15 protein-coding genes are annotated in these 17,291 nt (G+C 66.0%); all 15 read right to left on the bottom strand.

The genetic code is table 11. From position 1 onward, the window contains the following. Nucleotides 1-43 precede the first annotated feature (43 nt). Entirely contained in the window at nucleotides 44-289 is a 246-nt protein-coding gene (locus ACMAUO_RS06215; protein WP_420356059.1) for a hypothetical protein, read from the bottom strand. Between the two features lie 5 nt (nucleotides 290-294). Beyond that, nucleotides 295-1,083, bottom strand: coding sequence for a hypothetical protein (locus ACMAUO_RS06210; protein ID WP_420356058.1), 789 nt, complete (start codon nucleotides 1,081-1,083; stop codon nucleotides 295-297). 21 nt (nucleotides 1,084-1,104) lie between these two features. Beyond that, a complete protein-coding gene (locus ACMAUO_RS06205; RefSeq protein WP_420356057.1) occupies nucleotides 1,105-1,431 on the bottom strand; it encodes a hypothetical protein in 327 nt (108 codons plus the stop codon). Next, nucleotides 1,428-5,396 (bottom strand): phage tail protein, encoded by a 3,969-nt coding sequence (locus ACMAUO_RS06200; protein WP_420356056.1) that lies wholly within the window; start codon nucleotides 5,394-5,396, stop codon nucleotides 1,428-1,430. The genes ACMAUO_RS06205 and ACMAUO_RS06200 overlap by 4 nt, the downstream gene beginning before the upstream one ends. Before the next feature lie 23 nt (nucleotides 5,397-5,419). Next, the gene (locus ACMAUO_RS06195) at nucleotides 5,420-6,454 is read right to left on the bottom strand and encodes a phage tail protein (protein ID WP_420356055.1); all 1,035 of its coding nucleotides are present in this window, start codon (nucleotides 6,452-6,454) and stop codon (nucleotides 5,420-5,422) included. Next, entirely contained in the window at nucleotides 6,454-7,215 is a 762-nt protein-coding gene (locus ACMAUO_RS06190; protein ID WP_420356054.1) for a hypothetical protein, read from the bottom strand. The genes ACMAUO_RS06195 and ACMAUO_RS06190 overlap by 1 nt, the downstream gene beginning before the upstream one ends. Nucleotides 7,216-7,218: 3 nt before the next feature. Then, on the bottom strand, nucleotides 7,219-8,841 hold the full coding sequence (locus tag ACMAUO_RS06185) for a hypothetical protein (protein ID WP_420356053.1): 1,623 nt from the start codon (nucleotides 8,839-8,841) through the stop codon (nucleotides 7,219-7,221). 1 nt (nucleotide 8,842) lies between these two features. Further along, entirely contained in the window at nucleotides 8,843-13,036 is a 4,194-nt protein-coding gene (locus ACMAUO_RS06180; protein WP_420356052.1) for a phage tail length tape measure family protein, read from the bottom strand. Next, the gene (locus tag ACMAUO_RS06175; protein WP_420356051.1) at nucleotides 13,036-13,677 is read right to left on the bottom strand and encodes a hypothetical protein; all 642 of its coding nucleotides are present in this window, start codon (nucleotides 13,675-13,677) and stop codon (nucleotides 13,036-13,038) included. The genes ACMAUO_RS06180 and ACMAUO_RS06175 overlap by 1 nt, the downstream gene beginning before the upstream one ends. A gap of 7 nt (nucleotides 13,678-13,684) precedes the next feature. Then, nucleotides 13,685-13,903, bottom strand: a complete 219-nt coding sequence (locus ACMAUO_RS06170) for a hypothetical protein (RefSeq protein ID WP_420356050.1) — start codon at nucleotides 13,901-13,903, stop codon at nucleotides 13,685-13,687. Between the two features lie 179 nt (nucleotides 13,904-14,082). After that, nucleotides 14,083-14,526 carry a hypothetical protein gene (locus tag ACMAUO_RS06165; RefSeq protein ID WP_420356049.1) on the bottom strand — a complete coding sequence of 148 codons (444 nt, stop codon included), beginning with the start codon at nucleotides 14,524-14,526 and terminating at the stop codon, nucleotides 14,083-14,085. Nucleotides 14,527-14,606: 80 nt separating this feature from the next. Further along, nucleotides 14,607-15,821, bottom strand: coding sequence for a phage tail tube protein (locus tag ACMAUO_RS06160; RefSeq protein ID WP_420356048.1), 1,215 nt, complete (start codon nucleotides 15,819-15,821; stop codon nucleotides 14,607-14,609). A gap of 56 nt (nucleotides 15,822-15,877) precedes the next feature. Further along, nucleotides 15,878-16,315 carry a hypothetical protein gene (locus ACMAUO_RS06155; protein WP_420356047.1) on the bottom strand — a complete coding sequence of 146 codons (438 nt, stop codon included), beginning with the start codon at nucleotides 16,313-16,315 and terminating at the stop codon, nucleotides 15,878-15,880. Then, nucleotides 16,312-16,581 carry a hypothetical protein gene (locus tag ACMAUO_RS06150; protein ID WP_420356046.1) on the bottom strand — a complete coding sequence of 90 codons (270 nt, stop codon included), beginning with the start codon at nucleotides 16,579-16,581 and terminating at the stop codon, nucleotides 16,312-16,314. Before ACMAUO_RS06150 ends, ACMAUO_RS06155 begins: the two co-directional genes overlap by 4 nt. A gap of 50 nt (nucleotides 16,582-16,631) precedes the next feature. Further along, nucleotides 16,632-17,285: a phage head-tail connector protein gene (locus ACMAUO_RS06145; protein ID WP_420356045.1), complete on the bottom strand. Its 654-nt coding sequence runs from the start codon at nucleotides 17,283-17,285 to the stop codon at nucleotides 16,632-16,634. Nucleotides 17,286-17,291: the final 6 nt, after the last annotated feature.

Here is a 17,291-nt window from a genome sequence, read left to right as displayed (position 1 = left end):
CGCCTCGGGGGCGGTGGGCGGTGCGGACGGGAAGAGGGTGGCGTTACGGTGCCGGTGGCGTGTAGATGCTGCCGACCGGGCATGCCCCCTCCGGATCGGCCGCCAGCGCGAACCCCTCAGGAACGGTTACCGTCGCAGGGTCGGCGATCTGCTGGGTCAGGATGACCGCCCCGGCCGGCGAGGCGATAAATGGTCCGGGCGTGACCGTTTTGCCTGTCGTCGGATCGGTATAGGGCGCCGGCGTTACGACATAATCGCCGGTGCGATAGAGGATGTAATTCGTCGTCATGGCCATTACTCCGCGATCCAGGCTGCGCCGCTGTAGATCACCGGGCAGAACGTCGATCCGCCGCCGGTCGGAGATCCGAGGAAGGTGCAGGCTGTTGCGTCCGTGACGTAGGCCCGTGCGCCCGCATAGCGTCGCGCATCGGTCGGCAGTGTCGCGACCGTGTAGCCGGTCGCAATTTCGCGCCGGACCCCGGCCATGGTGGCTGCGTTTGTCGAATTATCGCCAGCGGCGGCCGTTGGAAATTGCGGTGTTGCGTAGAATACGCCCACCCCAGTGGAACGGTTAAAGGTCAGGGCATTGTACAGATAGCCGCCGTCGTCGGCGAACGCTGAAAGACCCCAATTCGAACCGGCGTTGCTTCCGCTCTCGGGATCGGCATTCGCCGACATAATCCACCGGTCGACACCGCCAGTCTGATATCGAAATTGCCTGAAGCCATTCTTTGCGCCGTTTAAGAAGAGACTGGCCCCCGCAGCCCCGTTTGATCCTGCGGAAATATTGGGGGCGATGATACTCCCCGACATGAGGCATCCGGCCAGGGCGCACTGGTTTGCGTCCGCGTTTGCGCGCGCCTGCGCCTCAGTCGTGATATTGCCCTGCAACGTCGCCTCGGCGCCCTTTGCGCGCGCGATCTCGTCCGAGAGGCCAGACTGCGCCGCTGCAATATTGGTCAGCATCTGTGCCAGCGTCGAGGCGCCGACTGTAGTCGCCGGCGCGAGGCCACCCGGCGGCTGGAACGGCGCATACTGCGCCCAGGCCGACATGGGCGCCGCCATGGCGACCAGCATCAGCACATAACGAAATAGCCTCATGAGTCAGCTTCCTTTCGAAATCAGCAGGACCCCGCCTTGTGTCCACAGCGCGTTTTTCACGCCCGGGTCCGAGGTCGGCAGGGTCACGTCGAGAATCAGGTTGCCGGCGGAATCCACATGCAGCGCCGGCGTGCTGTTCAGCACCAGCGCACCGTTGCCATCCAGTGGCGCGACGCCGTTGGCCTTGCCGACGCCGAGCCAGGACCGGACATAGGACAGTGCGGCCCGATAGCTTGCCCAGCCCGTGCCGGTCTGACGTGAGATCAGCAGCAGGTCGCCCGACTGGACGTTGCTGCTGTCCTGCAATTGAGAGAGGGGTGTTGCGCTCACGTTAAATCCTCCAGCGCGATGGGCAGCAGGGCCTCGGTGACCAGCGACGATCCGTTTTCGAGCAGGAGCGTGGGCGCCGGCGGCGGATCGCCCGACAGGGTGTCGGGCACGAATTGCGGGTAGCGCAGTGCGTGACTGATCCCGTCCAGGATCTCGCCCTGGGCAAACCCGTAGACCTCGTAACCGGCCGGGTTGAGGGTAAAGGCGCCGCGTACCGGGTCGGTGGGCGTGACCACTTGCACCGCCTGCAACATCCTGATGCAGCGCCCGACGATGTATTTGACCTTGTCCACGCCAGCGCCGGCCAGGCCGCAGGCAATTGCGCCCTTGAGGCAGAGCGCCATGTCATGCGGCTCCCGCGTCGTGCCGTGCGGATCGAGATAGCCGCCGGCTGGCCAGGGCTGGCCCTGCGTCCAGCCCGGCGGCCCCCATTCGCTCGGCACATAGAGCGCGTCCGGATTGTCGCGGAGCCAGCCATAGATCCAGGTCAGATAGGCCCCGGCGACCTGCCCGGCGAGCGCTGCGGCCGCCAGGCCTTTCTGCTTGGCCAGATACCAGGTGTGCGCCATGGCGTCGAAGGCGCGCCATTGCCAGCCGGTCCAGGCCGGGTTGCCGTCGGGCGCGTCATAGACCCAGCTATCGACGGCGCCGACCTGCACCGAATCCCAGATCGCCGGCAGGTAGCAATGGGCAAAGGGCCCGCGCAGGTGCTGGGGATGCGCCGCCGCGAACTGGTCCTGGGCGTCGGCCATGAATTGCAGCATCTGCTGCAATTTGGCGCCGTTGCCGATATCGATCCACGGCGTGCCCGACTGGTATCCGGTGATGTAGGGCCCGCGATACGGCACCACGCTCAGATTGCTGCGCGATGGCCCGTTGATTTGCAGACCGAACGGCGCCGAACCGTAATATTTGATCGGCGTCCGGATCCCGTTGACGAGTTGCACGTCGCCGACCTTGAGCGTGAATGCGTCCGTCGACGTGGACTGGATCGTGAAAACGTCAATATTCTGCTCCGAGGTTGGCGGCTGGGCCGGTTGCTCGGCCGCGACATAGGCGACGTAGAGCGGCCCCAGATTGTCCGTGTCGGACTGGATCGTGATCCCCTGGGCATAGTTCGTGCCGCCGAGCGCCGGTACCGTTGGCGTGTCGCCCGTGCCGGGCTGCGCCGTATTGAGGATCAGCCGGGAGACATCCGGCTGGAACCAGCGCCAGGCCGGCACAAGCTTGCCATTGGCATCGAGCGTGCCGGCTGCCGGCATCTGCGTCACCCAGAGCCAGCCGTTGGCGTCCTGCACGCAGTACCAGAGGTTGGAGGCGGCGGCGTAATAGATGCCCGGCGGGCTGGACCAGGTTGCGAACGGGTAGACGTTGGCCCGCGAAATGCCGAAACCGGCATAGGCTGCCGTCATGTCCATCTGGATCGTCAGCATCTGGCTGCCGTCGGGCATCGCGGCGCTGGCGCGGACGATGTCCGTGATCGAGCCAAACGTGTAGTAGCCTCGGTCCGCCGTCCAGACCGATCCCGAAAAGACCTTGAAGGCCCGCATCGGGACGGAATACGGCCCGGGATGGCTCGGCCCGACCGGCAGCAGGCAGGAATACCTGTCCGCGACCGTGCCGGCATCGTGATGCGGCCGATAGATCAGGGCCAGCACCTGGTCGACCGAGGACACGATATCGAGGCTGATCGAGGTGTTGGCGGCTGTCCAGGACAGGAACAGCGCCTGGCACTCGAATGCCATCTCGCTCCGGGTCTCCAGCCCGCTGCTGCCATCCGCCAGGGGCAGCGTGAACGTCACATAGCCGTCGCTGGTGCGCGCTGCCGTGTAGTGAGACGGCGGCTGGGCTGCCCACCGTGTCGTGCCGTCGGCGGCAAACCCGTCGGCGTAGGAGTAGGTGAGCGGGTAGTTGTTATAGGGCCCGTCCGCGCCGGCCCGGAACATATAGGTGCCGTCACTCTCCTGGCTGCACATCAACTGCCAGACATCCAGCAGCCGGGCCTGGGCATATTGCCAGTCGGCGTTATCCGGCTCGGCCTGCTGGAGCAGGCGGAAACTGTCGACCAGCCAGTGGAGCGCATCGCCGGCGGCCGTGCGCTCGGTGGCGCCCATCTTGCGCCACATCGGCCAGGCCTCATACACCTCGCCGTAGGCGATCTGGACGTCGGGCACCGTGACGCAGTAATTGGCCCGGCAGGTGCCGTTGATCGAGGTATCGGCGAGGACGATCTTGCCGGGCGTCTCGCCGCTGTTGGGCACGATCGGCTGGCCAAATGACCCAGATTTCTGGGTGCCGTAGACCCGGTTGCCATCCTTGTCGATATAATAGGCGACGTTGACCGGATAGCCCGTCGGCAGGCCAGTGGTCGGATCTGGCGCAATGTCCGAAAACACGTTTTGCCAGACAAATTGCGTGCCGCCGGTCACCACCTGGTAGACGACGTCCGGCGGGCTCGCCAACTGGCCGACGCCGGCCGTAAAGGTCACGGCCTCGCCGATCACGCCGCTCTCGGCCAGATCCCCATTGGCCGCCAGCGGCCCGCGCACGGCGAACGGCGCGCCCCCGTTGACCATCCACGAGTGATGCCACAGCGGAGCGGCTGCCGCCGTTGGCTTGGTGTTGTAAAAAAAGTAGGTGCAGGCAGCGTTGAACAGGAACTTGGCATAGGCCAGCTTGGCCGGGTCGCGGTCGGCCAGATAGGCCGAGACGACACCGCGCAGCATCAGCGCGATCCCCTCGGACGAGCACACGCCGTCGGCGGTGTAGCCGCCCAGCGCGGCGCCGACGAACTGGTTGTTCTTCACCAGCCCCTCGGCAGTGATGAGCGGGGGCATGCCCGCCGCCGTGGCCGCAGCCCCGGTGGCGCGCTGGAGATAGGCCCACAGGCTGTCCGACATCGCCTGGACGATGGCGATCACCGCCGCGTTGCCGTCCGGCGGCAGGACGCCTCCGCTGCGCAGGCCTGTATAGATCACCCGATTCAGCATGATCGCGGGCGGCATGTTCTGGCTGTTGCCGCCGCCGGCGGACGCCAGCGTCAGGCCCGTGACCGCCCCGCCGATCATCAGCCCGGTTTTTGCCCGCGCCGTCCGCGCTGTCGCGGTCTGCTCGACCCGGCCGCCACCGGCGAAGATCGCGTCGATCTCGCCGCCCGTGCCCTGCGGCACGACGAAGCCGCTGCCCTGCTTCGGGCCATGGCTATGGCCGGGGTCGGTCAGGATATGATTGTGGCCCGGATCGTTGGCGCCGTGGGTGTGCGCCGCCATCAGCTCGCTGCCGCCGGCGGCGCCGAGCTGCGCGCCGTTGATTCCGGATCGGGCCGCGGTGACCCGGCCGGCCGCGCTGTCCAGGCCGATGCTCAGGCGCCCGCGCAGGTCGGGCAGCGCAAAGGTGGTCGCGCCGTCACCCGCGCCGTACAGGGTGCCGATCGCGGCAAACAGCCGGGCATAGTCGGTGCGGCTGATGGCCTGGCCGTAGCAGAGCAGCCAGCCGTCCGGGGCGGCCGGCGCCGCGCAGTCCATCACCACGCCGGGCGGCAGCCAGCCGGCGGACCGGTAGCGGGCGCGCATCGCGGCACGATCCGCGTAATTGGCGGCCAGCCAGGTGCGGTCGACCAGCACCAGGTCTCCGGCGCGCGCCAGGCCGTCAGGGCCGATCAACGGCAGGTATTCCGCCGGCACCTCGTTATAGACCGTGACGGTCCCCGCGAAATTGAGCGGCGCGGTGCTGCCGGCCGTGGTGCCCCGGACGGTCGTCCGCGTCAGGGTGATCGGGCCGGAGACATCGAGCGAGCCGATCCCCCATTCCGCCTGGGCGTCATCTCTGGCGAAATAGTAGAGATCGCCGCCCGACGGAAACGCGGCCGAGAACAGACGACGACCGACCGGCGCACCCTCCAGCAGGAACGGACCGGTGCCGGGACCGGTCGCGGTTTCCTGCACGAAATCTGCCAGTTTCGACATCCGTCAGGGCCTCTCGGAATTTGTCATGTGGGTGCGCCGTCGCCGGCATAGATGACGCAGTTCAGGACGATGGCAGGCGGCATGTTCTGGCTGTTGCCGCCGCCGGCCGATTTGATCGTCACGCCCGTCTTTGCGCTGTCCACGGATTCGTCCGTCGTGGCCGTGGCAGTCCGCGCCGTTGCTTTTTCGTCGACGTCTCCGCCGCCAGCAAAGGCCGCCCCGATCTCGCCGCCCGATCCCTGCGGCACCACGAAGCCGGCGCCATGGGCGGGCCCATGATCATGGCCGGGATCGGTCAGGGTGTGGGTGTGTCCCGGATCGTCGACGTCGTGCGTATGGGCCTGCGTCAGCTCGCTGCCGCCGACAGCGCCGAGCTGCGTGCCGTCGACGCCGGATCCGCCGCTGCTGATCCGGCCGGCGATCTCGCCGCCCATATTGTCCAGCGCGAAGGCCGCGCGGCCTCGCATGTCCGGCAGCGCGAAAGTCGTCGCGCCATCGCCGGCGCCGTAGGCGGTGCCGATCGCGGCAAACAGGGCGGCATAGGTTGTGCGGCTGACGAGCTGCCCGAAGCAGGGGAGCCAGCCGGCCGGCACCGTCGCGCCGGCGTAATAGAGGATCAGACCGGCCGGGAACCAGCCGAGCGCATCAAACTCCTGATCGGCCGTGGTCCGGTCGATGTAATTGTCGGCCAACCATGCGCGATCGACCAGCACCAGGTCGCCGGCGCGTGCCAGACCATCGGCTCCGATCAGTGCCAGGGCTTCGGCTGGCACCTCGTTGTAGACGTCGACGGTACCGGCGAAATTGAGCGGCGCGGTGCCGCCGGCCGTGGTGCCCCGGATGGTGGTGCGCGTCAGGGTGACCGGGCCGGAGACATCGAGCGTGCCGATGCCCCATTCGGCCTGGGTGCCGTCGTCGGCGAAATAGTAGACCGAGCCGCCGCCCGGAAACGCCGCCGCGAAGGTCCGCCGGTCGGGCGCCGCGCCGTTGAGGGTGATGATGCCTGTGCCCGGGTTGGTCGCGGTCTCCAGGACGTAGTCGGCCAGCATCGAGGCCATCAGAGGCGCTCCGTCATGGTCAGGGTGATGGCGTGGCGGTCGGCCGCGCCGAACGGGTTGGACAGGTCGGCACCCGATAGCCGGCCGAACAGCGCCTGGCGGGCAAGCGTGCCGCTGTCGGCGCCGGGATCGGGCAGGAACAGGATGTTCTGGCCGGTCGCGGCCACGCGCAGGATCTGCTCGATCACGGCGCTGTCGGCGTCGCCGAGGGATTGATGGGCGATCGAGGCGGTGCGCTGATACCAGCGGGCATCGACAAACTCGGTCCCGGCAAGGGATGTGAGGCTGTCCTGGCCGAGCGCCCGCCCCGTGGTGCTGTCGGTCGAGAAATTGCGCACCGGCTGCCAGAGCGGCCCGACATAGGCGAGCGGCACGTCCAGCCAGCCGTCAGGGTTGGTCGGGTCGGAGATCGTGAGCCGCACCGTGTCCCCCGCGAGGGTGGCTGGTGCGACGACAACGGACTGCCCGCCGACGATCGGGCCGCCGTTGGTTGTCCAAACCGGCTGCCCGCCGCTGGAGACGGTGACGGTCCAGGTCGCCAGAGCGGTCAGGTTGGTGCGGTGGAGGCTGATCGCGCGCAGCGGGGCGGCGGCTGATAGGGACAGGGCGAGGCCGGCCGCCGTGCCGGGGGTGCGCCAGCCAAGGCTGGGCGCTCCCTGCTGGTTGCGCAGGTTGGAGACGGGCAGGCGCGCCGCCTGCGCGTCAGCGGTCAGCGTCGCGTCGAGGACGCGATTCTGCCAGCCAAAACCACAAATTTGCATGGATCAGACCAATATCTGGAATGTCACAAAGCTGTTCGCCGAGCGGATCTGCTCGCCGACCACGATGCCGGGCGCGCCCCCGGTCAGCCCGACGGCGGGCGCCTGGAGCCAGACCGGATCGCCCAGGTCGAGCGACCAGGCGTAATCCTGCGGCACGCTGACCGCCCATAGCCGGCGCTGCACGCCCCACAGGGCGCCGTGGCGGTCCGCGATCACTTGCGCGTCGGCCGCACTGGCCAGCGCCGTGGTGATCAGGGCCGGATCGTTGGGCACTCGCCAGCGGGCCTTGATATCGCCTGACCACCAGACTGCCGCCCGGTCGGTCTGGGCGACCAGAGATTGCCGGTCGGCCGGGATCTGCGGATGCAGGGTCGATCCCGCCGGCTGCGTGGTGAAATTGTGCTGCCAGCCGATCCGCCAGCGCCAGGTGGGCGGGTCCAGGGAGGCATCGAGCGAGTCCGCGGTAATCTCGGTGATGACGTCCGCCGTCAGTGCCGCGACCGGCTGGGCGGTGCGGGATGGCGCGGTCAGGAGGATCGGCCGGAGGGTTCCGGTCCGTGTCGGCACCAGCGACAGGCCGAGGCCCGACAGCAGCGTGCTGACCGCCTGGGCACCGGTCACGCTGCCCGAGCCGTCCCAATACCAGCCGCCCGGCCACGGTGTGGCAGCCGAGACCGCAGGCCAGCCCGCATCGACGCACGATGCCGGCATGGCCACATCCTCCAGCAGGACCTGCCGCAGGATATCGACCACGGCCGTCGGCGCCGCCCCGCTGCGAAACTGGCCTACGGCGTCGATCGTGATCGCGTAGACCGGTTTCGTGCCCAATCGAAACCAGGTGCCATTGTTGCCCGTCTGGACGGTGTAGGTGCCCGGTGCGGGGCCGGTGGCGTAGAGATCATCCACGGTGCCGCCGGCCGCGATGCCGCCGGGGTAGCCACCCTCATAGAGCGCGGTAATCGCCGCCGGGCCGTCCGAGACCTGATAGACGTAATTGACGCTGTCGATCAGGGTTGGCGTCAGGTTGCAGGCGGTGCCGCGCAGGCGGGGCATCGCCCGGCCTGCCACGTTGGCGTCACCGTCCAGTTTTCCGGTGCCCCCGTAGAGGGTTACCGGCATGGCATTGTCGAGCCAGTAGGTCGCATCGAGCAGGTCGACCGCAACGCTGGTCCGGTCGGGCCGCCAGCCCCGGCCCAGCCCGGCGAAGACCGGCACCAGGTCGGATGCCGCCGGGTCGACCCAGATCCCGCGCGCGCCGTCCCAGCGTTTGCGGCCGGCGTGGATCCGGACCGGCAGGTGATCGTTGATGCGGGTCAGGATCGTGCTGTCCAGTGCCCCGCCCGGGTTGGACAGGGTGATGGCCCCGATCGACCGCGCACCGCCCAGCGCGTCGGCCGACAGGGTCAGTCCACGGTCGACCGAAAGCGCATCGGAGACATAGGGCGGGTAGGCGATTTCCCCATCGACAAACCCCGCGTCCGAAAAACGCAGGGTCTCCACGCTCTCCAGCGCGTCGGACGGGCTGGTGGCGACGCCATGCGGCCGCGTGCCGTATCCGGGCGCCGTGGCGGGCGAGGCGCTGCCCGCTGGCCTCACGATGTCCAGTTCGACGGTACGGATCTGCATGTTATCGGGTCACCAATAGGCGCGAGAGTTGCTGGATGTCGGTCTGGAGGGCCTTTTTCATGGTGGTGACCGCCTCGGTCACGCCATTGGTGGCGTCCACCTGGTTCTGCGCCAGTTTCTGGGCCAACGTCGCCGTCAGCGCGCCCGTGTCGGCCCCAGCCAGCGACTGGAGAATTTTGAGGGTCTGCTGATAGTCGGCGGTATATCCGGTGCCCGAACCCTGCCAGGACTGGGACAGTCCCAAAAACGACTGGGCATCGGACTGGATACGCGACAGGGCATCGTAATCGCCGCCCTGTGCGGCCTGGTAATCCGACGTCAGGCTGCCCTGCGCCAGATTGTATTGATCCTGCACCGAGAGCGGCGACGCGCTGGAGAGCGCCAGGCTCTGGGCGTAGGATGACAGGCTGGAATAGACCGAGGCGACCGACTGCTGTGCCTGCGACAGGTACTGCTGCTGCTGGGCGATGCTGTCGCCGTTATACTCGGCCTGGATCTGCAACCGTTCGGCCGCCAGCGTTTTTTCCAGATCCGCCGACTGCTGGACGTAGCTGGACTGCGTGGCGTAGGCGTCGCCCCAGATCGTCTCAAAGCTCGAAACCAGGTCAGCGCGCTGCTGATCGGCCGAAACGTCAAAATTCTCCAGGTCGGCGCCCTGCTGGTCGCCCGTCGCGGCCAGATAGCGGGCATCGACCGACCGGGCGCTGTAGGCGAGCTGTTGCCAGGTGGACGAGATTTCCGAGATCCGCTGCTGGAGCGTCGAGACGTCCATCGTCTGGCCGTCCAGCGCGTTGATCGCGGTGGAGAGATCACCCGAATAGCCGTCGATATGGTCGACCGTGACCGTGGCGTCGGAATTGAACTTCGACACCGAGACATGGAGGCTGTCGACGGTATCGGCCATCGTTTTCAGCGACGCGATTGCGGTCGTGAAGTCCGAAACCGAACTGAAGGACGACGGCATGCCCTGGTCCAGCGCCTGTTGGAATGTGGCGTCCGAGGTGCTGAGATTCAGGTCCGGCAGCCACTGTGCCAGCGTCAGGTTCTGGAGGCTCGGGTCTTTGTTGTTGGCGTCATCACCTACAAATCCGAGCCGCGTGCCGCCCTGGTAGGCGCTCCCGCCCGAGGCCGTCAGGCCGTTGGCGGACAGAACCGCGTTGATCGAGGCAATATCGCTGGTGAGCTGTGGCGTGACATTGTCGGTCTCTGCCTGATTGAAGACACTGCCCAGTGAGAGCTGACCGTTCGACAACATGACGTTATCGAGCGTGTAAGGGTTTTTCTTGTGTCCGAACAAGCCGCCGATCAGGCCGCCGAGGGCTCCTCCAGCCAGGCCGCCGATTAGCGTTCCTATGCCTGGGATGAACGATCCGGCGGCTGCGCCGATGCCCGACCCCAAGAGCGAGCCGATCGTTCCGTCGGTTCCTCCGCCGACACTGCCCAACATCGACCCGAGGGACATGCCGCCGGCGAGGCCACCAACGACACCCCCAAACGAGAATCCCGATGACGCTATGTGACCGATCGCCGTGACCTGCTCGCTAGCATCGTTGACGTCGTGCGATCCGGCCGAAGCAAATGGATTGCCGCTGCTGGCAGCATTCTGCCGCAGGTTGAACAACTGCCCGATGCTGAAACCCGAGCTGGACGATGCCGATCCATCAGCCTCGCCGAACGGATTCCCCACAGATGAGACCGCCGACGTCGAACCATTCAGCAGCCCCGCGATATCGCCCAGCGTGTTGCGCGTCCCGCCGTCGATCGAATTAAGCAGCGGATCAATCAGCGCCAGCTTGGCGATCATCGTCACCACCTGGCTCTCGATCCCCTGGAGCGCAGACTTGAAGTTGACGCCGGCGCCGGCACCCTGGATCAGTGCCTGGGTGATATCGTCGCCGATCGTGTCCGCCATCGACGACAGGGAGCCCGTCAGGTCCGACAGGACATCCTGCTGGTGCTGATAGGCCTGAGTGGCGCGCGTAACGGCATCGACGCTGTCCAGATACGCCTGGCTATCGGCCGACAGCAGGTCCTTTCCTTCGCGGCGCAGCTCCTGCTCGGCCTGCATATGCGCCAGCATGACCGCTCGCGCGTCGCTGTTCATGCCGATCGAGCGGGTTTCCGCCGTGATGTAAGAGACTTGATCCTCGTTCTGTGACGTCTGCTGGGCCAGCCGGACCTTGTTCTGGGCGTCGGTCAGCGCATCCAGCGCCTGGGTGCGCTTGGCAACGGCCTCGGCAAAGCCGGGCGCCGTGGTCGAAAAATGGTCCAGCGCGTCATTATAGGCCGCCCAGTAATTGGTCGCGTGGGCGGCCTCGGCACCGCCAGATTGCCATGCCTGGGCAATGGCATTCTGGGCCGTGACGTTGCGCAGGATCTCAGCCGTCGACACCGCATACTGCGCTGACAACGTTCTCGCCACGCCTGCCTCGGCAACCATTCGCTCGGTCAGCGTCGCATGGCCGCCGGTCGTGCGCTGGATCGCATCGTCCACCTGCTGGTCAGCCTCGACCATGGCGCGCTGATAGCCGGTCAGAGCCGCTGCACTGGCGGCCGTCTTGCCCTGCTGCTCGATCAGATCCTGATACGGGGTTTTCAGGCCAGCCAGCGCGACGTTGTGCTGGTTGAGCTGGCCCGTCAGCGACTGTATGTCGGCTGCGTATTGCGCGTCATCGAGGTGTCCTTTCCCTCTGATTTCGTGCAACTGGTTCGCGGCGTTGATCTGCTGATGGATCGCCTCGATTGCCCGTTGTTCGCTCGCGATCTGGCCCGAGACGCTACCGTCGGTTCCCGTGAGGCCCGCATTGAGTGTCTGCTGTAGCTGCGCGACACTGACCGCAGAGGCTGTTGGCAGAGTGCCTCCGGCCAACTTCGCCGCTGTCGTGCCGGCCGATCCCGAGACAGCGCCCGCCGAGGCATCGTCCGAGAACGATGGCAACTTCAGGTGGACAAGATCACGCGCGATCAATGAGAGCGCAGTCAGTTCATTGACCTTGTCCGTGATCGGATTGAGGAAGAATTCCCCGATCGGCTCGATAAATTCGCGCAAAGCCTCCTTTCCGACCGAGAGAGACTGATTCAACTCTTCGATCGAACGCTGAAACGGCGTCAGCCCCTGATCGTGCGCCCCTGCCGTGGCGCGCTCCATCTGGTTCAGTAGCGTCGTCCAGGCCTCCATCTGGTGCCCGGATTCCTCCAGGTGCTGGATCTGGAGCACCAGAGCCTGGTTGACGCCCAGAATGCCCTGCTGCGCGAAGTCCTGCGCTGCCTTCAGCGGATCGCGCATGGCCTCGGCCATCGTCTTCGCGGCATCGGGCACGGTCTCGTTCATCACCGTTGCCAGATTGCGGGCATCCTGCGTCAGGCCCGCGAGCTGGGACCCACTGACTGTCGGGACGGCCGCGAACGTCTCTTCGGTCGTCCGGGCATCGGTCAGCGACATGTCGCCATGCGCGGCGATCTGGCGCGCCGCAGTCTCGGCGGCCGACGCCATGGCATCGTAATCGTCCCGCGTGGCGCGCAGATGCTGCGACAGGCCAGCGAGCTGGGCCTGCTCGCCTTCGGCCGACGCGGCAAATTTGGCAATGGCCACGCCGGCACCGAGGGCAGCTACGGCGATTCCTGCGGGCCCCATCATGGCATCGGCGACCAAGCCGGAGGCGCTGCTCAGGCCGCCCATGGTCTGGATCATGTTCGGCATCTGGTAAAATGCAGCCGTGATGCTGCTGCCGCCCGCCAGAATCTGGTCGAAGTATTTATGGGCTTCGTCGGCCAGGATACCGATCTGATAGCCGGAGAGCTTGACCTTCTGGGTGTTCTTGTCCAGCGCGTCGCTGGACTCTTCCGCCGCCTTGACCGCGTCCTTGTGCTTCTGGGTCGCGGTGTCGAGCTTCGCCTGGTAGGTCTGGAGAGCCCGCTGGGCCTCCTCGGCCGTCACGGTGCCCGCCGCCATGGCGGCATCCAGCTTCGTCTGGGCATCGGCCAGAGTGCGCTGTGCCCGCTCCATGGCATTGGCGGTGCGAGTCACCTGATCGCCAGTGTTGACGTAGCCCCGCGCAGAGCGGCCGGCGGCCGTAATGCGGGTATCGACCGTCTCGGCAGCATCGGCCAATTTGTTCAGGGCATCAGCACCAGCCTGAGCGCCGGCAGTGACCTGATCCTGGTATGCGACGCGCAATTCCTCGATCGTGGGCATCAGATTTTCTCACTCAGGATCAGGGCAGGGTAGGTGATGGCCTGACCGGCCTGCCGATCGCGTCGGCGGCTTCGGCTGGTCTTCAAAATCCAAGGCGCGCCGGGGATCATGCCGCCTGGGATGTTCACAAACTGGCGGGCGGTCGTGATGGTCGGGAATTTCCGGCGCGTGGCTTGGCGGGCGCCCTCAACGATGCCGGGCGGAACCGACATCCGCATCGCGCCCGTGTCGATTTTCCGGGCATAAGGCTCCGGATTGACGATCATGACCGTCGATCCGTCCGGGATCTCGTTCAGGTCCATCTTCCAGGGCTTGCCGTCGACCACGACGGTCCATGCCTTGCGGTACCGGCCCGACCGGGAGGGCGATCGGGACATGCAGTAACCGACGGCAAACGCCGCCGCGAGCCCCAGCAGGTTGAACTGGTAGAGGATCACCCCGTCCGGCTGCACGGTCGCCTCGGGCATGTTCGGGCGCCCGTCCACGTAGGTCGTCCAGTGGCCGGGCGCGCTGCCGCTGCGGATCGCATCATCGCGGGCCTGGATCGCCCGCGCGGCCAGATTGGCCGACAGGGCAGCAGGCGACAGCGTGCGATCCGCCCAAAGCCGGATGTTACGCGCGACGGCTGCCCCATTACCCATTATGCCCTCATTTTTTCGACAGAAATTCGTCCAGATCATGTTTGATCTGGACTGCGCGCAGGCGCAGATATGCGCCGTCCATTTCCCTGACGAGGGACGTAACGAAGGCGCAGTCATCCTCGTGGAGACCGCGCTGGTGGCACCACGCGATGATCTCGGCGACCGCCAAAGGCTGCGGGCGCGAGACGCCACGGATCCGGCCCATGGCGGCGCCATAGATATCCACCGTATGACCGCGCGACCCAGTCAGATCCCACCAGCACCGCCACGGTGTGATATTGGACGGGGCCACGTCTACGCGGCGCTTGAGTGCATCTATCGCCGGCCAGTGGGACGCTGGTACTGGCTGGTCGCCGTATTTGACCAGTAAAGGAGCATCATCGACCGCCCATTCCAGGGCGGCCGTCAGTTTTTTCCCGCGTCCTCGATGACCTGCTTCTGGACGCGCCCGACCGATGAGGCGGCCTGGAGAGCGAGCACCAGCAGCCAGCGATTTTCACGATGCTTGATCAGTTCGTTGAATTCATCGAGCGTGACCGGCACTTTGCCCTCGTCGTCGTGCGTCAGGCCGTCGATGCCCATCAGGCACTTTTCCGTCAGGGCCTGTGCCTGACACCGGTCGTCTTCTGACGGGGGCAGGGTTTCCGGCGTCACGGGCGACTGTTGCGGCAACAGATTCACATTGTAGCGAAATGCTGCGGCGCGCCGGAGAGCCCACAGGCGGTCGGCATAGGCATCGCCCATTCCGCGCGTGAGAACGACGAAGGTCTCGCCTTCCGGACCGACGGTAACGGGGGTGCCCTGGGCGACGGCGTCGGTATTGCGAGTGAACGACGAAAGTCTGGCCATGTTCAATTTTTTCCCAAAAAAAGAGGCGCCAGTTCAGGCACCTATATGTCGACTGGTATGTTGAGGATCGATCAGCCGGCCTATGCAGCCCCGGAAATGCGGAAAATCGCGAACGTTCCCTCGGCGCCTTCCATCGGGCCGGGATCGATGTCGAAGGACACGGTATAGGTCTGGTTTTTTCCCTGCGTCGGCAGATTCCCGTTGCGCAGAGCAGAATTCAGGAAGGCAAAGGCATATCCATTGCCGACATCGTCCACTGAACGAATGACGACCGGCCCTTTCTTGCCGTTCCGCATATCCTGATATTGGTCCCAGCTCCGGAAATAGTAGGAGATTGATGCCGCCGCCTGGAATGAACCCTTCCTCATGCCGCAGGCATCAGCATGGCCGTTGCCGTAATCGGCACCAGACCCCGATCGTGACAGCGTGATGGTCGATGCCGTCACGCATCCCTCCGGCTGGACGCCATTGATCCAGCAGCCCAGGTAATTATCGACCGTATTATGCACGGGGCCCGTGGGTGCCGGGAGCACGCTGGCTGCGATATCGGCATCCGATATCGTCTCCTTGGCCGACAGCAGGTCGAAGCTGACTGTGCCGGAGCCACCCTGGTTCAACTGGATCTGCCCCTGGTTGACCAATGAACCGGGGTAATGAAGGAATTTTCCGAGAATTTTCTTCCGGAACGTGTAGGTTTTGTCGATCTTGCCGTTGACGATATCAGCCAAGGTGATGGTTGCGCCGACCGAAAGGGCCGTCTGGTCGGCGACGCCGAACGACCCGGCCTTAAACAGCAGCGCGCCGTCATTGGCCAGATAGGGCAGGATCAGATCCAGATTGTTCGTCGCGTCCCGGATCCACACAGCACCACAGGCCGGCCAGTTCGCGAAATCGGCCGCCCCGGCAATCGCGTCGCGGCCGCCATGGTTGGCGCTGGCACGAAGCACTGTCGCGCCGACTTCGGCGCTGACCGTGAGAACCTTCGGCGCAGCCGCGAAATCTGCCGACATGACGCCAGCAAACATGTCATCGAACGTCGTTGTGGAAAGCGCGCCGGAGATGCTGCCACTGGCCGACACTTGGGTTACGACTGATTCAGAGACCTCTCCGACCGCGTTGATCTCGTCCGGTCGCGATGTCGTCTCGCTCTGCCTCAGGCTATCGCCGGTAATGCGAAGGGCCTGATAGTCGCCTGTGGGTGGCACGCCGAAAGTCGCTTCCAGCGCGTAATCGATCACCGTGTCGTTTGTCTGCGCCCCGGCCGCCAGGCCGGCAGTCGCACCCGTAAAGCCCATGATGTCACCTCATGAAAAAAGGCCGCCCGTGGGCGACCTGGGATAGGGATGTCGGTTCAGGCGCCCCGAACCATCTGGCTCTGGTATCGGTAGGCGACCATCAATGTCGCCGCGTACCAGCGCCCGGACTGACTGAGGTCGGGCGGCGTGGAATCCTGCCCGTCATACTGCAAGCCGGCAGCCCATTTCGGCGCCGCCCCGACTGGCGCACGAAAGGCTGTCGACATGGCATGGCAGTGCGCCAAGGCGTCCGGCGTACTGAGGCCCCCCACCGGGATCATCAGCACCAGGACAATCTGGCCAGCTTCTTCATTCTCGATTTCGCCCATGCCCAGACGGTCCGAGGACGCTGCGCCCATTGGCATGGTCCAATAGGGCCCGGTGCGGTCGCTGAGGTCCTGCAGGAGCGGATCCAGTAATGGGATGCCCATATCCGCGCAGACCGCGCTCGCTCGCGCAAAGGCGTCATTCCAGACGCCTGGGCTGATCATCATTGACCTCCGGCGGATACAAGGGTCCATCCGACCAGCGCCGCACTGTCATAGACAGGGCTGGCATCGGTCAGCGTGTAGGTTTTTGGGCCGTCCGTCAGGCTGTCGCCCTTCTTCGGGGTGAACCCGGCCGCGCCAGTTTCATCCGCTGTGATCTGGGCAATGAATGGCGCCCGCGCCACGCCCTCGACCAACTGCGAGGACTGCGGGGGAGGGCCGGAAGCGATGACGATGACGGAGCTACCATCGCGCGGATGGGAGAGGGTCATCGGTCGCCCGTTGGCCTGGATCCGCCGGCGTCGGCGCCGGGCACGCCAACTCATCGGACACCGACCCCACCGAGGCCGCGCAGAACATCGGCTGCCGCTTGCGGCAGTCCGCCGACGCCAGGCGCGCTCGAACCCCAGGACGACGACCCAACGCCCTGCTCGCTTTCCGACCGCAGTAGCGGATCACGCCCGGACGCATGCCATAGCGCCGCCGCCGTCAGGCGCGTGGCCTGCTGAATCGAGCGTGGCAATGTGCCGGGATCGGCCTTCCCGTCGTCACCGACGGACGGCGCAACCCAGCCCGCCTGATACGTCACGACATATCGCCCCGCGCGCCACATGGCCGGACCGCCATCCGGCGGAAAAACCATGCCCGCGCCGGAGTTCTGCCCCAGCGTGCCGATCGCATCTGCCGACCAGGCCTCGCCGCGCGCCGAGAACGCGGTGATTGCGGTCACAGGGCATCGCCCGAGAGTCAAGCCAATGCATTTTTCGTCCGGACCCAGCTCGATCACATCCCGCCATGTGGCGGACAGGATCGGCCGCCCGATATAGGTCCGCACCATGTCGGACGCATCGAGCAGCAGAGTGGTCAGGCGGCTGTCCTGGGCATCATCCGTGACGCCCAGGTCCGCCTTGAGGTCGGCCAGCAGGGCCAGCGCAACGGGCTGCGCCGGCGGACCGGCAAGGATTGTCTGCCTCACTGGCCG

The sequence above is a fragment of the Gluconacetobacter brunescens genome (assembly GCF_048695475.1).
Taxonomy (GTDB): Bacteria; Pseudomonadota; Alphaproteobacteria; order Acetobacterales; family Acetobacteraceae; genus Gluconacetobacter.
This window is presented reverse-complemented; position numbering and strand designations above follow the sequence as displayed.

Bases quoted from the DNA above. Each gene is read 5' to 3' on its own strand.
- ACMAUO_RS06215 (WP_420356059.1), bottom strand. From the start codon at position 289: ATGACGACGAATTACATCCTCTATCGCACCGGCGATTATGTCGTAACG.
- ACMAUO_RS06200 (WP_420356056.1), bottom strand. From the start codon at position 5,396: ATGTCGAAACTGGCAGATTTCGTGCAGGAAACCGCGACCGGTCCCGGC.
- ACMAUO_RS06195 (WP_420356055.1), bottom strand. From the start codon at position 6,454: ATGGCCTCGATGCTGGCCGACTACGTCCTGGAGACCGCGACCAACCCG.
- ACMAUO_RS06190 (WP_420356054.1), bottom strand. From the start codon at position 7,215: ATGCAAATTTGTGGTTTTGGCTGGCAGAATCGCGTCCTCGACGCGACG.
- ACMAUO_RS06185 (WP_420356053.1), bottom strand. From the start codon at position 8,841: ATGCAGATCCGTACCGTCGAACTGGACATCGTGAGGCCAGCGGGCAGC.
- ACMAUO_RS06180 (WP_420356052.1), bottom strand. From the start codon at position 13,036: ATGCCCACGATCGAGGAATTGCGCGTCGCATACCAGGATCAGGTCACT.
- ACMAUO_RS06175 (WP_420356051.1), bottom strand. From the start codon at position 13,677: ATGGGTAATGGGGCAGCCGTCGCGCGTAACATCCGGCTTTGGGCGGAT.
- ACMAUO_RS06165 (WP_420356049.1), bottom strand. From the start codon at position 14,526: ATGGCCAGACTTTCGTCGTTCACTCGCAATACCGACGCCGTCGCCCAG.
- ACMAUO_RS06160 (WP_420356048.1), bottom strand. From the start codon at position 15,821: ATGGGCTTTACGGGTGCGACTGCCGGCCTGGCGGCCGGGGCGCAGACA.
- ACMAUO_RS06155 (WP_420356047.1), bottom strand. From the start codon at position 16,315: ATGATGATCAGCCCAGGCGTCTGGAATGACGCCTTTGCGCGAGCGAGC.
- ACMAUO_RS06150 (WP_420356046.1), bottom strand. From the start codon at position 16,581: ATGACCCTCTCCCATCCGCGCGATGGTAGCTCCGTCATCGTCATCGCT.